This window comes from Shewanella sp. 30m-14, from assembly GCF_052977125.1.
In genome coordinates, this window is the sequence record NZ_JBRILW010000004.1 from 1 (window position 1) to 15,067 (window position 15,067).

Genomic DNA, 15,067 nt, shown 5'->3' on the forward strand with positions numbered 1-15,067 from the left:
GACCTACAATTGGTTTTTCCTCAGTCAGCTCTGTTTTGCTAACATCAAACATCAAACATCAAACATCAAACATCAAACATCAAACATCAAATATCAAATATCTTTGATGTAGGTTGGGCTTTAGCCCATCAGTTTATATAGCCTTAATCATGCTAATAAATTTGACGGCATAAATGCCGACCTAAAATGATGATTTGCTATAGCTTTTCCTTGAACCTAGGACCTAGAACCTAGAGCCTAGAGCCTAGAGCCTAGAACCGTCTTAGCTTTAACTTCCTAAAATACTAAGGTCACGACACCAAGTAACGCAAACAAGACGGCGCAGCCGCGGTGGATCCAATTTAACGGTAATTTCTCTGCGCTGAAGTGCCCAGCGATGACAACGGGCACATTGGCAATCAGCATGCCCAAAGTAGTGCCCATGACAACCATGGCTAAGGCGTCATACTTAGCCGATAACACAACGGTGGCGATTTGGGTTTTATCGCCCATTTCGGCAATGAAAAACAGCACAAAGGTGGCGAGGAACGGCCCCATCGCATAAAAGCGGCTCTCTTCGGCATCGACTTTATCGGGAATGAGTACCCACAGGGCGATAGCAAAAAAGGATGCGGCAACAAGATAGCGTCCTACTTCAGGGCTTATCCAGGATATGGCCCATTGACCGAGCCAAGCTGCAGCAAAATGATTGACCAGCGTCGATAGAAAAATACCCAGAATAATGGCAGTTTTGTTTTTAAAGCGTGCGGCTAAAATTAGCGCGAGTAGTTGCGTCTTATCGCCGATTTCAGCAATAGCAACAGTGAATGTTGATGCGAGCAGTGCTTCCAAGAGGTATTCCTATATGGGGATAGCAATTCTAAGCACAGCAACTCTTCCCCAAATTAAGAGGTGCGGTGCTCAGGTCTTGCTGGGCAAACTCAACGGCTAGTGCACATTGAGCTGCTGTATGTACCATGGCATCTGGCCAATTATGTTGATACATACTCAGTAGAAGACTTAAATCATTGTGAGTCATTCTACTGATAGCTACTCCCCTGAAGCGGAGGCGGCATTATAGCGATTGCGTTGTATTTTTCAACGCCGTTGGCGTGGAAATAGCCTATATTTTTGTGAAAATTAGCAGCGGGTCAGCCTAGTGTTGCTTAAGTTTTGTGTGCAAGTTAATAACTCGTGCCAAGTTGGTTTTTAGTGGCTTAGATGGCTTGCTAGCAAGGGACGCAGCTGGTAATGTCAACTCAGTCAATTTTAGAGTAGAGCCGTAATGAAGCAATTCACACTGTATTTTCCACGATTTATCCAGCCTCAGTGGCTATGTTGATAAGGTGAATACACGTATTATTTAACTAGCCGTTGGGGCCAATTGGAATCGCAAGGTCGATGATGACCAGATTCGATTGGGGGCTGTTAATGTTATTGTTAACTTGCAAAATCCTCTCCCTCAAAGTCGTTCTAAATCTGACCTACAAAAATAAATTATAAAATTTAACAGGACAATTTTGTGAACTCAAAAATACTTGGCTCAGTTGCCATTGTCGCCGGAACGGCAATCGGTGGCGGCATGTTAGCCCTGCCTCTGGCAACAGCTTCACTTGGTACACTTCCCGCACTGCTTTTACTCATCGCCATCTGGGGCGTATCAATTTATACCTCTCTATTGATGCTTGAAATTAACCTGCGCACGGGTGTGGGTCTTAATATGCACTCTATTACCGGCAAAACATTAGGCCGAGTGGGGCAGATTTTTCAGGGAGCGTCATTCTTAAGTTTATTATTCGCCTTAACCATGGTGTATCTGATGGGCGGCTCATCGCTGCTTGAGTCTAAGATGGACTTGGTTGGTATGAAGATGGACAACCAGCTTGCTGTATTGATATTTACCGCTATTTTCGGTGGTTTGATTGCGGTTGGTGTGCGCTGGATTGATAAAGTTTCACGGGTACTGTTTACCTCAATGATCGCATTACTTGTGATTGTGGTCGCTTACTTGCTACCAGAAGTGGATATGAGCCTACTGATGCGCAACTCGACTGAAGGCATGGTTAGTAGTGGTGACTTAACCAACCTGTGGTTAGCGGCAATTCCAATTGTATTCACCTCATTTGGTTTTCATGTGTGTATTGCCACGATTGTGCGCTACTTAGATGGTGACGCGATGTCATTGCGTAAGGTATTGATTATCGGCTCAACCATTCCATTGGTGTGTTATATCCTGTGGCTGTTGGTGACACTTGGTACCTTAGGTGGCAAAACCGTGTATGAATTTAGCGGCTCATTACCTATGTTGGTTAGCGCACTGCAAGGTGTGGCTGAATCATCAATTTTGCAGCAGTTCATCGATCTATTCGCTAACCTGGCATTGGTGACCTCATTCCTTGGCGTAACCATGAGCTTGTTTGACTATATTGCCGAACTCACTCGCGCTAAAGAAGGCCTAGCTGGCCGCGCACAAACCTGGCTGCTGACCTTTGTGCCACCGCTATTGTGTGCACTTTATTATCCAGATGGTTTCTACAAGGTGCTTGGTTACGCTGCGATTCCGTTAGTGGTGATGATTATCTTCCTACCGATAGCGATGGCACTACGTCAGCGTAAGCAGAACCTAGGCGGTTATCAGGTGTGTGGCGGTAACACGGCACTTGCTTTAGCTGGGGTTGCAGGGGCAACCATTATTCTAGCCCAGCTATGGGTGGCGCTATAATTTGCCAAGATTAATCTACTTATAGACAAATAAGTATATCAATTAGATTAGGTAACAGCTTTGTAAGAGATTAATTCTGAATCTGTTATCAACATAGCATCTTATGATAAAGTCGAGCTCGATTATGAAAATAATGGCTCGGCTTTTTTGTTTTTCGGGCCCAACAAAATTGACTATCGAAGCACAAGCAATCAACAAAAAATCTTAAAAATACTCATAATAAATGCTTTTAAAAATAATATAAAAATGGACTTATAAAATGAAAAAATGGCTTTTGACAGCAGCTATCGCCACCTCTTTTGGTGCCGTAGCTGACGAAGGTATGTGGCAGCCTCATCAACTTCCTGCCATGGCAGATGAACTGAAAGCGAAGGGATTAGAAATCGACGTTAATTCGATTTCAAAATTGACCGAATTTCCTATGAATGCCGTGATCAGCCTAGGTGGCTGTACGGCATCATTTGTATCACCAAAAGGCCTAGTGGTGACTAACCACCACTGTGCTTACGGCTCAATCCAGTACAATTCAACGCCCGAAAATAACCTGCTACGCGATGGCTTTTTAGCTAAGTCGTTTGGCGAAGAGCTAGCGGCAACACCGGGCTCACGCATTTTCGTGACCGAAAGTGTTACTAACGTGACCGACAAGGTGAAAAAAGGCCTTGAGGGCGAAACCGGTAATGCATTTTACAAAGGCATTGAGCAGAAAGAAAAAGGCTTAGTCGCCGAGTGTGAAAAAGAAGACGGCTACCGCTGTAAAGTTTATAGCTTTCACGGCGGCCTTGAGTATTACCTCGTTAAGCAGCTAGAAATTCGCGATGTGCGCTTAGTGTATAACCCGGCCGCTAGCGTTGGTAAGTACGGCGGCGACGTTGATAACTGGATGTGGCCACGTCACACCGGTGATTACTCATTCTACCGCGCGTATGTCTCTAAAGACGGCAAGCCTGCAGATTTCAGCAAAGACAACGTGCCATACGAGCCAAAGAGCTTCTTGAAAGTGTCGGCTAAAGGCGTGAGCGAAGGTGATTTTGTGATGGTCGCGGGCTACCCAGGGCGTACCAACCGTTACCGCACCGCCAACGAAGTTGAAAATCAATTTGAGTGGGCATATCCAGAAGGTAAAGTCTTACGTGAACGCTTAATTGAAATCATCAAAGAAACTGCGCCAGAAGGCAGTGATGAGCGCATTAAGTATGAAAGCTCAATTGCAGGCCTAGCAAATTATGCTAAAAACTTTACCTCGATGATCGAGTTCTACGGCAAATCGCCCATGCTTGACGACCGTAAAGGCTTAGAGCAAGAGTTAGCTAACTGGATTAAAGCGGACAAGAAGCGTGAGCAGCAATACGGCAAAGTACTGGCTGAGCTTGATAAGTTAATCGCTAAGAGCCAACAAGGCCAAGAACGTGATTTACTGCTGAGCTACATGGGTTACAGCACCATGCTGAGTACAGCTAACCGTTTATATCGTCTAGCGAACGAAAAAGCATTGCCAGATATGCAACGTGAGCCAGGTTTCCAAGACCGCGATATGACCCGTTTTACCTCTGGCATGGAGCGCATTGAGCGCCGCTATGCGGCCAGTGTTGATAAAGCCATGTTAGCGGATCTCATAACCCGTTACGCAGCGCTGCCACAAGATCAGCGCCTACCAGCATTTGATAAGGCGTTTGGTATTACTAACAACTTTAACGCGGCCGAGCTAAATAAAACGCTGGATAAGATGTACGCCGATACCCAGCTTTCAGACAAAGCAACGCGCCTTGCTTGGATGGACAAATCAGTTGCTGATTTCAAGCAATCAAATGACCCGTTCATTCAGTACGCAGTAACCACGTACGATGAGCGTATGCAGCGTGAAAATGACAAGAAGCAGTTAGCAGGTGAGCTAATGAAGGTGCGCCCTATGTATATGGACGCCATCATCGCCTATAACCTTGAGCAAGGTAAGCCGGTTTACGCCGATGCCAACTCAAGCCTACGTGTTACCGTGGGTCATGTGAAAGGGTACTCACCAGAAGATGGTCTTAAAGCGGTGCCGTTTACTCGCCTTGAGGGCATCTTGGCGAAAGACACAGGTGTAGAGCCATTTAACGCACCAGCTAAGCAGTTAGAGCTTATCGCTAACAAGCAGTACGGTGATTACTACGTAAAATCACTAGACTCAGTACCAGTTAACTTCCTATCGACGCTTGATACCACAGGTGGTAACTCAGGTTCACCGACCTTAAATGGCCGTGCTGAGCTGGTGGGGCTGCTGTTTGACGGCGTATACGAGAGTATTATCGGTGATTGGGGTTACGATCCACAGACTAACCGTTCTATCCAGGTGGATAGCCGTTATATGCTTTGGGTGATGAAGTATCTGGATAATGCAGATAACCTGCTAGAAGAGATGGAAATTGTTAATTAACCTTATAGACCAAGGTTAGATAGGTCTTTTGGATGCAAAAGCCGAAACATTAAGGTGTTTCGGCTTTTTTGATTTTTGGTGGTTTAGATTGAGTTTCCAGTTCAAACTGGTCTGAACGATACGTTTAAGCAATCAAGCAGCGCTTGATAAAAGCCGTGACTTTGCCACCTATCAGGCTGCGCCTGACTTTTAAGTTAGACTGCGTCTAACAACTAAAGTCGTGAGCTTCCAGCTCACACAGGGCAAGAAGGGGAAAAAGAGTCAACAGCTACCCCCTCTTGACCATTTCATTTATAAAGAGTCCCTGCCGCCCCGACGAAGTTACATGCATTAGATACGGGCCTCATGCTTATGGATAAATAGCTAACGCTTCCGATGGGGCATCTGATGTGAATGGATTCACAAATGCCGTGATGGCATGGACGCCAAAGAACGGCCTGCCCCGCGAAAGCTACGCCGATATCCCTGTCGGCATTACGCGATTTATTCCAACACATTTCGGCAACGCCGATGGGGAACTGGTGTTTCCTGTGAGTTTCGTAACTCATTTTTGCCCCAAAGCTTGCTAGTCTTCGAATGAAGGTTGATTACATTTATTGAATTGGTGCTATCAAGTGGTGAATTCTTGATTGCAGCTTCATGGTTATTAATCGCCTGCAGCGGCCGTAACTACACTGGATAATTGGTGTACTTATTAGGTCGTAGTGGTTTGCAATCAAGCTTAGTTGAACTGTGTTTTTGTACAGTTATATCGTAATAGCTAGGGCTTTATTGCTTACTTTGTCCGGTGTAATGCGCGTTTTGCCGTTGGGTTATGTAGAAATAATGGTGAAAAACTATAAAGGTGTAATTGTGCATTCTCGTTTATCGCGGGATAACAGGCAAGCAAAGTGCGCGAGCGCACTTTTACCAAAGGTGTATTGGATACAATTCTCAATGGTGACGTTTAATTTATTGTTATTATTGAGTTTTATTTAATAATTCAGTGCGCACTTTTCCGGCAATCATCGACAAAACGCGCGAGCGTCATATTAAAATGTTAAATATCTATGAGTAATCTACCTAAAATGATTGAGTCTGTACTTGAAAAAATTGCTTCAGAGATGAAAATCAACAACCCTGGTTTACACGCTGAATTTTTGCTTAAGCAAGATTCTATGAATAACAGAGAATTATTTATCTGGTTACAGCAGAAAGATGCAGAAGGGGTCTTTCGTAGTGAAATGAAGTTGCTACTGACAGATTACTATTTTATGTTGCGGTAGTTTTATCGTACAAAGAATATTTAACAAGCGCCTCAAAAACGACACTGTTTGCAGGCATGGTTTTAGCAGACATAGCAAAAACAACATGCCAGCACAGTTCGTGTTAGGCGAGCGTTATGTTTCTACGGAGAATTATGAGTAATCTTTACAGTATTTTTGAGTTCAAGTTTCCGATTAATGTAGATAAATCTGTGCTTGGAAACTCGTATCCGGTTAAGGTTGGTGGAATCAACGGATTTATACATATACCTCATCTTCCAATCTGGACGAAAAATGAAACTGACCCTTTGTGGAAGCTCTTAACAGCACCTGAGGTTGCTATAGGGTGGAAGCAAGGAAGTGAGCCTATATTTTGGGGCAAGCCTAATCGATATCCATGTGGTCACTCTAGTCTACACAAAGTGGTATTTGAGTTTCATGCTCATGACGCCGAAATTGACGGTCAGTTAATTTATAAATCGTTCGTGTCATGGGTGAACTTACTATTGGATTATTTAGAAGTAATGTCTAATCAAAATGTGAGAGTTGAACAGACATTGAACTCTTATGGTGATAATTTTCATCTCTTTCATTGGAGTGAAGACGGCAAAAACAAAGGAATCACCGAAGACAAATTAATAACTATATGTCTTGATAACTGGCAGAAAAACGTCACCCATGCTCACTTTCTTGAAGCGTGCTCATTGGCTTCGTCTGGGGCTCAACTAAAGCTGGCTTATAAGCTCTACTTAGAGGCAAATCGTGCGTATTTGCAGAAAGACTATCGCAAAGCTGTGATTGAATGTGGTGCTGCGATTGAAAATGCTCTTACTGAATTAATTACGGTTGAGCTCTCTAGTTGTGGTAAGTCAGATGAAGAGATCGGAGTTCGTTTAAATGTAAGAAGCAATCGAACTCTTGGAGGGCGTTTTAACTTAGCTGACAAGCAGTTGAATCTTGACCTATTGCAGCAAGAATACAATTATCGAAACTTACTCGTTGAACCGAGAAATGATGCCATACATAAAGCAGAGTTTGTTTCTCAATCAGAAGCTCGTTTGGCAATTGATTACACGAGTAAACTTTTGTTCAAAGTTTCACCTCATCTGCAAGAAACGTAACAAAAACATGGGGTTGACGAGTTTTGATCGGCAGTTTTGGTATGACGTACGGTGCGCTTGGTGAATTCATCGCGGCGCAACTTATGTTCGGCGTTATATGCAGGAGGAAAAATGAGCTTTAGAGAAAAATTAGAAGGTACTTTAAATAAAGTAGTCGAAATGGCGAAGACTTGGCCTTCAGAAAAAGCTGAAGATATGAAATATTTAGCTAATTATGCGTATAGCCAAGGGTGGTATCTAAATGAAGTCTTTATATTTGGGCTGCATCGTGAAATTACTGAGCATGAGAGTTTTGATGATGCTGTAATTATGTTAATTGAGGAAGATTGGGATTTCTACTGGAAAAGTCTTGCAGAGTATAAACCATTAAGATCTGTACTCTTTGAGGAAATCAAAAAATGCCATGAAGTAGGCTTTTATGGGGCAGCGATTCATTTGAGTTTTAGCCAAGCTGATGGACTTTTCTATGATAAATTCGGAGTTAGCTTATATGGTAGTCGATTTAAAATTGCGAAAAATAAGTTTAGTGAAGAAATAAATGACTTTATAAGTCGTGACTCTTTAGAATTATTATCTCAGCATTACAAAGACGGCAGTTTGTTTAGACGCATGTTTAATGAAGTTTACTCTGAAGTCTTATCTAAAACAGATGGCGACTTAGTTAAACAAACAGGGCATACAGTAGAAAGTCAACTATTGCTACCAAATCGTCATGGTGTACTTCATGGAATCCACACAGATTATGTTAGCAAGTTGAATAGTTTTAAGGCCATAGCCTTTTTGCTATTTATTTTGTTTGCTCTAAATGGTGAAGAGATTATGGAAAACGTGTAGTTGTATATAACGAAGCGTTTAAGACGGATTCCCAACGCATGGCGTTTTTGGCTTTCTTCAGTTTAAGTGTTTATGTCACAATGGTTTAGGTAGGGAGTTGGCGTTGCTCACCACTTAACGCGGCGTTATGTAAAAAGAGGATGTATGTACGTATTTGATAAAGTTTTGCCCAAAGATTCGGAAGTTTCAGTTTGGGCTCTCCAAAAATTTCTATTGGGAGAAGCTGAAAAGCTAGTGGGCAAAAAAGCTAATGATAAAGAAGTATTTCAACCCACTTTCGAAAAAGATGGTCCTTTTATAAGAAATCGCGTGCAAAATGACGGGGCATGGGCAGTCTTAAGCAATAATGCTGGTGGCTATTGGCCAACAGCGTTATATGAGTTAGCGCATGAAACAATCCACCTATTAAATCCCGTCGTTGGATATACAAATTATTTAGAGGAAGGTATCGCAGTTGCCTTTTCCATAGATTTGTCAAAAAGTGAAACAGCACATCCAATGTCACCTAGTAACAAATACTACCAAAGAGCTTTGGAACTGGTTCAGCTTTTACCTGATGGCGTATATGAATCAGCTAAACGTATTCGGATCAAATTCGGTTCACTGGGAAATGCTGACCCTGCTGGACTAAAAGAGCTATTTCCAACGTTGAGCACAAAAGTCGCTAAAGAACTATGTTCCGAGTGTAATTTCACATAACAAACGCATCAACGCATGGACTAATAAAGCTTGGCTTGGTTCGTGCTTCGCCAATTGTAATCAAGCTTTATTAGCCAGTTATGCGGGCGTTACTGCATGGTCGAACACCATAGATTTACTAACCCCAAGACTCAAATTTAGAGCCTGAGTTCTAGCTCGTTTTTGTCCAAAAGTGCGTTAGAAATGTTTTAGTCTCAGCCATTATCCAAGCTTCCAGTCCATTATTAACTTACAGAAAACACCTATTCCCCATCGGAGTTGCCGAAGGTGTTGAAGAACAATCGCGTGAGCGAGTCATGGATGACGAGGTAGCCTTAGGTGAGCCATGGACGGCGAATATGAGGCGATAGCGATTTTCGAAAATAACTGAGGATCAACAACTTCGTCGGGGCGGCTCGACTTTAGTTGTTAGACGAAGTCTAACTTAGAAGTCAGGCGCAGCCTGATTGAAAAAGTTTAATGGTTAACTCTAACCTAGAACCTAAGCAACAGAAGCTAACAATTCCGTCAGCTCAACGGAACTCAAAGGTCGCATAGAACCCTCTGGCAAATTCCCAAGCTGCAAACTTTGAATCGATACCCGTTTAAGGTCGATAACCTTAAACCCCAACGCCTGAGACATACGCCGAATTTGACGGTTTAACCCCTGAGTTAAAGTAATCTGGTACTTATCAGAGTCCAAACGACGCATCACACACGGCAAAGTGGTGACATCTTTATAACTCACCCCAGCGGCCATGCTTGCAAGAAAAGCATCATCAAAATCGCGGTCAACTTGCACATGGTAAGTCTTAGCATGACCGAAATCGGGGTGCATTAACTGGTGAGTGAGCTCGCCATCGTTGGTTAATATCAGTAGGCCGCGGCTGTCTTTATCGAGACGGCCGATAGGGTAGAGGCGGGGTGACGCAGGCAACAGATGCAATAGGCTATTGGGCTGGTCTGGCAGTAGGCGACTGTCGGTGCCAACGGCTTTATTAAATAACCAATACGCTTTAGCTTCAACGGCGCGAACAAGCTCTTGGTTTACATAAATCTGCTCTAAACATTGCTGGCCATCTGCAGTATCAATAATCGTGACACTATCAACATGGTTAGCAAGGCGGTCGTTAATACGAACTTGTCCGTCTCTTATCAAGCGGGTCGCGGCGCGGCGGGAACAACAGCCGGTTAAGGCAAGGTATTTTGCAAGTCTCATGGATGGGCTTAATGCTCTCCAGCTAGATAACGCTGTGACAGTTCGAGGTAATTATTAATTGCAATTTTACGTATGCTCCACGCGAATGCAAGGCACCAAAGCATGACGATATTGATCAGGCACCACATGGTAATGGCGGGCCAACAAAAATGCAGTTTGATATTGTGATTGATACAGGGATCAAAGTCTAACGTGCGCCAGTTAAGCTGAAACACTAGCGCTGATGCGGCGATAAATCCCAGTACGCTGAAAAAAAACACTGGCCAGCTACAAATAGAATGGCGGTTAAATTTATCGCTAATACAGAGGAAAAACATCAACACCGTGCCAAGCAGATAGCAAGTGGATACTAATCTATGTAGCTCAAGATAATTAATCGGAAATACGCCCATTAAAATAATGGCAAAGCCCACGACGGCCCCAATAAGCGACAAATAGTGACTAAAGTAACCAAGGCGAAGTAAGTATAACCCTAGCATCGACAGTAAAATGCACAGTCCAGCGATCATTAAGGACATATTGTAAATAAAGGCGTAACGGGTGGCGGTGTAATCACCGAGAAAGTCTGCGCGGCGGTTTAATACATCGAAGCCGATATTTTGATATTCAAACCAGACGGATAAAGAGACGCCTGCTGCCGCAATTGATGCGCCAATAAAAATCATCACTACCACTAGGCGGTGAAGGTCGTACTGCATTGATTGTTCTTGTAATTTATCGTCCATGTGATCCCGGCTTATTGTTATTTTCGAACAATAAAAAAGGAGCACATCTACATGTACTCCTTGATTAATAGAATAGGGTCTTCCTGACCCTATCTTTAAACTGCCTGATTAATGACGTTTACGCAAGATGACTATCGCAATTGCTACCACAGCTAAGATCATGCAGTACCAGGCGTGAGTGACAACATCTAGCGGAGATAGGCTAAAGGTTGAAGCCACTAATAGCGCCTGTGCACCGTATGGGATAAGCCCTTGAATGATACATGAAAATATATCGAGAATACTGGCGGCGCGCTTTGGTGTTACGCCATGCTTCTGCGCGAGATCTTTAGCAATATCGCCTGTAACTACAATCGATACCGTGTTATTAGCCACACAAGTGTTAGTGGTTGCCACGATAGCAGCTATCCCCAGCTCTGATGCGCGGCATGATGCTTCGCCCTTAGCTTTAGAGAAACGACCGATCAGCTTTTCAATTTGTTGGCTAACAAAAGCTAAGCCACCTTGCTGCTGCATTAGTGCGGCTAAACCGCCCACTAACATAGACAAAATGAAGATCTCTTGCATGCTACCAAAGCCTGCATAGATATCTTGGCCGAACTGGATCACGCCGTAATCCATGGTGGTTATGCCAGTAATACCTGCGAGTAAGATACCGATTGTGAGTACAACAAATACGTTTACACCAGCAACGGCTAAAAACAAAATGGTTAGATATGGGATGACTTTGATGAAGTCGACATCTTGCGGTGCAACCTCAGCTTGACCTTGTCCGGCAAGAGTAAATATCACTAAAGTGATGATAGAAGCCGGAATAGCGAAGATAAGGTTTTCTTTAAATTTATCTTTCATATGACAGCCCTGAGTACGAGTGGCTGCAATCGTGGTGTCAGAGATAATAGATAAGTTGTCACCAAATAGTGCGCCAGAGATCACCGCGCCAGCCATAATGGCTAAGTCAATTTGCGCTTCGTTAGCGACGCCAAGTGCAATAGGGGCTACTGCTGCGATGGTGCCCATCGAGGTACCCATGGCTGTTGCGATAAATGCCGCTATCACGAAAAAGCCAGGTAGTAATAAGTTAGATGGCACTAGAGACAGACCTAAGGCGACAGTGGCATCAACACCACCGGTTGCTTTAGCGACTGCGGCAAAGGCACCTGCTAACAAATAAATCATACACATGGCAATGATATTTGAGTGACCGATGCCTGCGATAAAGGTTTCAATCGTTTGATTAAGCTTTTGCTTTGAAATCAAAATGGCAAAGATAATGGCCGGTAAAATTGCCACTACGCTGGGTAGCTGATAAAACGCAAAATCTACGCCTTGGCTTTGAAAGTAAACGCCAGCACCAATAAATAGCGCTAAAAACAAAAATAGCGGCGTAAGGGCTAAAAATGATGGGGCCGTGGCCGCAGCGGTGTTTTGGGCTTGTGGGGCATTACTGGAAGTCGTCAATGTTATCTCTCTTATCTTCAATCAGTCTTTGAACCATTGTTCCCATCGCCCTCCTAGCTGGAACAGACTCGTCATTAGTGTTAGCTAAATCATAGAATGGTACATCTCAATAGTTGAGAGGATATGAGATTGAAAGACGTCTGTCAATTTAGACGTCTAGATGTTTTTACCGCTAATCGAGTAATTAATGAAACTTGTGAACTCGGTTGGGTTATTTAGGTGTGGCTTAAGTAGCCGAGGCTCGTTACCAATTAGACACTGCTCCATATGATGCTGGGTATATTGCTAGCGTGCTTTCATTTAGCATTTTAATATTTAGTTTTAGCGGCTAAGCGCTACTTGCAATATACTTTACTCATCGCGGCCATGGCATTATTCATCGGCTAAATAACGACTTTAAATAAGAGAACCCATATGCAATTGATGGAAGTGGATAAGCAAAGCTACCGTAAGAGCACTAACCTCGTGATCATGGGGTTCGTGGCAAGTTTGGCAATATTGGCGCTAGCTTTTGGCGCGTTGCTGATCCACTTTTTTGGTGCTCCAGTGTCAGCGAGTGGTGAATCAACCGGGAATTTTCATTTAAACTTTATTGGTGTGCTTTTAGCACTCGCCACCTGCAGTGCGGTGCTCAATAGTCAAAAGCAAAAGCCGTTTTTCAAAGAAGTGTATTACGTTTGGCGTTTAAAGCAGTTACATAACCAAATTTATCGAAAATTAGCCAAGATAAAAGCAGCAGCAGACAATGATGACACCAATGCGTTTATCATCTTGAGTTTTTACTTTGCTAGCTTAAAGCAGGTTTACACCCTCGATGACAACACACTGACGATATCCAAAGTAGAGCAAGATCAGGCGCAGCTAAATGAAAAGATAGCAGCGTTAGGGATAGCCATTACGCCTGAGCAGTTTGAGCCGGAAATACTCGATAAGATTTAAGATTGCTGTATTAGCTCTGCACCATTGGGGCAGCTTGGGCCATCGAGTCGCGTTTAAAATGCAGGCGACTTTGAGTTTAAGCCCAAGCTTTAAAACTCTAGCTTTAAAACTCTAGCTTTCAAACTTTAGCTTTAAAGTTCGGGCTTTAAAATTATTTAGACTTCTAGATGGCTAACTGTTATGTTCGTATTTCAATCAAATGGAATAGGACATGACGCGATGAAACTCGAATCTTTAGCTCTGCACCACGGATATAAATCGGAAGCGACCACCAAGGCTGCAGCGGTTCCAATTTATCAAACCACCTCTTATACCTTTGATGATACCCAGCATGGTGCAGACCTCTTTGACTTAAAAGTGCCTGGCAACATCTACACTCGCATCATGAACCCAACGACAGATGTGCTTGAACAGCGCCTTGCGGCGATAGAAGGCGGCATCGGTGCCCTCGCACTTGCATCGGGTATGGCGGCCATTACCTATGCGATTCAAGCGCTCACCGAAGTGGGCGACAACATCGTTAGCACCAGCCAGCTTTATGGCGGCACCTACAACTTGTTTGCTCATACTTTGCCGCGTCAAGGTGTTGAAGTACGTATGGCGGGCTTTGATGATTTCGAGCAGCTTGATGCATTGATTGATGATAAAACCAAGGCGCTATTTTGCGAATCGATTGGCAATCCTGCGGGCAATATTGTTGACCTACAGCGTTTAGCTGCCATTGCTCACAAGCACGGTGTGCCCTTGATTGTAGATAACACGGTTGCCACGCCTGTGCTGTGTAAACCATTTGAACATGGTGCAGATATCGTTATCCATTCTTTGACTAAATACATCGGCGGCCATGGCACCACTATTGGCGGCGCAATTATCGATAGTGGCAAGTTTGACTGGACAGCGCAGCCTAAGCGTTTTGCGCTACTCAATGAGCCCGACCCGTCTTACCATGGTGTGGTTTATACCCAGGCATTCGGCCCGGCAGCCTTTATTGGCCGTTGCCGCGTGGTGCCGCTGCGTAATACTGGCGCCGCATTAGCGCCTCAGAGCGCTTTCTTGCTGTTACAAGGGCTAGAAACCTTGGCGTTAAGAATGGAGCGTCATTGTGACAACGCTTTGGCCTTAGCTCAGTATTTAGCGTCGCACCCCAAGGTGAGCTGGGTGAACTATGCTGCGCTTGAAAATAGCCCGTTTCAGGATAACTGCCATAAAATTACAGGTGGTAAGGCATCAGGGATCATCAGTTTTGGAATAAAGGCCGATGATGGCAAAGTGGCTGGGGGGCGCTTTATTGATGCACTGCAGATGATTTTGCGATTGGTTAATATTGGCGATGCGAAGTCTTTAGCCTGTCATCCTGCTTCAACCACTCATAGGCAATTGGATGCAACAGAATTAGCCAAAGCTGGGGTGTCAGAGGATTTAGTGCGTATTTCAGTGGGCATCGAACATATTGATGACATCATTAGCGACGTGGCGCAGGCACTAGATAAAGCGAGTTAATGTACAGAACAAGCTGTAGTGAAGCGTTAATCCGTCATGTTCTTGCTGGTGTCGATTCAGTACAAAAGGCTAGCGCAGGTCGCTAGCCTTTTGTGTGTTTAATATTGATATTTACCGTTATCTTCATTGCTTATTGATATTAATATGAAGCGATTTTCTGCTGTTTTAGCATAAAAAATATGGGCTATGTAAAGGGGGGCTTCTAATGATAAGTCCTTATTAAATCAAG

12 protein-coding genes are annotated in these 15,067 nt (G+C 43.8%); 8 read left to right on the top strand and 4 right to left on the bottom strand.

Going from position 1 to position 15,067, the window contains the following annotated elements; translation table 11 throughout:
• Positions 1-276 precede the first annotated feature (276 nt).
• Positions 277-831 (bottom strand): TMEM165/GDT1 family protein, encoded by a 555-nt coding sequence (locus ACVBIU_RS04070; protein WP_447160916.1) that lies wholly within the window; start codon positions 829-831, stop codon positions 277-279.
• 670 nt (positions 832-1,501) lie between these two features.
• On the opposite strand from ACVBIU_RS04070, the gene ACVBIU_RS04075 reads away from it, so the two are divergent.
• The 6 genes from ACVBIU_RS04075 to ACVBIU_RS04100 all read left to right on the top strand — a co-directional run bounded on the left by ACVBIU_RS04075 (position 1,502) and on the right by ACVBIU_RS04100 (position 9,015).
• A complete protein-coding gene (locus tag ACVBIU_RS04075) occupies positions 1,502-2,701 on the top strand; it encodes an amino acid permease (RefSeq protein ID WP_447160917.1) in 1,200 nt (399 codons plus the stop codon).
• Between the two features lie 259 nt (positions 2,702-2,960).
• On the top strand, positions 2,961-5,117 hold the full coding sequence (locus ACVBIU_RS04080; protein WP_447163144.1) for a S46 family peptidase: 2,157 nt from the start codon (positions 2,961-2,963) through the stop codon (positions 5,115-5,117).
• 1,049 nt (positions 5,118-6,166) lie between these two features.
• The gene (locus tag ACVBIU_RS04085) at positions 6,167-6,382 is read left to right on the top strand and encodes a hypothetical protein (protein WP_447163145.1); all 216 of its coding nucleotides are present in this window, start codon (positions 6,167-6,169) and stop codon (positions 6,380-6,382) included.
• 134 nt (positions 6,383-6,516) lie between these two features.
• Entirely contained in the window at positions 6,517-7,482 is a 966-nt protein-coding gene (locus ACVBIU_RS04090) for a hypothetical protein (RefSeq protein ID WP_447163146.1), read from the top strand.
• A gap of 111 nt (positions 7,483-7,593) precedes the next feature.
• Complete coding sequence (locus ACVBIU_RS04095; RefSeq protein ID WP_220757021.1) at positions 7,594-8,316, top strand: hypothetical protein; 723 nt, start codon at positions 7,594-7,596, stop codon at positions 8,314-8,316.
• Between the two features lie 144 nt (positions 8,317-8,460).
• The gene (locus ACVBIU_RS04100) at positions 8,461-9,015 is read left to right on the top strand and encodes a hypothetical protein (RefSeq protein WP_220757020.1); all 555 of its coding nucleotides are present in this window, start codon (positions 8,461-8,463) and stop codon (positions 9,013-9,015) included.
• Between the two features lie 481 nt (positions 9,016-9,496).
• On the opposite strand, the gene ACVBIU_RS04105 is transcribed toward ACVBIU_RS04100, so the two are convergent.
• From ACVBIU_RS04105 to ACVBIU_RS04115, 3 genes are all read right to left on the bottom strand, one after another.
• Positions 9,497-10,213: an RNA pseudouridine synthase gene (locus ACVBIU_RS04105; protein ID WP_447163147.1), complete on the bottom strand. Its 717-nt coding sequence runs from the start codon at positions 10,211-10,213 to the stop codon at positions 9,497-9,499.
• 8 nt (positions 10,214-10,221) lie between these two features.
• Complete coding sequence (locus ACVBIU_RS04110; RefSeq protein ID WP_447160924.1) at positions 10,222-10,938, bottom strand: DUF998 domain-containing protein; 717 nt, start codon at positions 10,936-10,938, stop codon at positions 10,222-10,224.
• Between the two features lie 108 nt (positions 10,939-11,046).
• Complete coding sequence (locus ACVBIU_RS04115) at positions 11,047-12,399, bottom strand: Na+/H+ antiporter NhaC family protein (protein WP_447160925.1); 1,353 nt, start codon at positions 12,397-12,399, stop codon at positions 11,047-11,049.
• A gap of 414 nt (positions 12,400-12,813) precedes the next feature.
• On the opposite strand from ACVBIU_RS04115, the gene ACVBIU_RS04120 reads away from it, so the two are divergent.
• A complete protein-coding gene (locus ACVBIU_RS04120) occupies positions 12,814-13,338 on the top strand; it encodes a DUF3087 domain-containing protein (protein ID WP_447163148.1) in 525 nt (174 codons plus the stop codon).
• A gap of 219 nt (positions 13,339-13,557) precedes the next feature.
• Positions 13,558-14,838: an O-acetylhomoserine aminocarboxypropyltransferase/cysteine synthase family protein gene (locus ACVBIU_RS04125; protein ID WP_447160927.1), complete on the top strand. Its 1,281-nt coding sequence runs from the start codon at positions 13,558-13,560 to the stop codon at positions 14,836-14,838.
• Positions 14,839-15,067 lie beyond the last annotated feature (229 nt).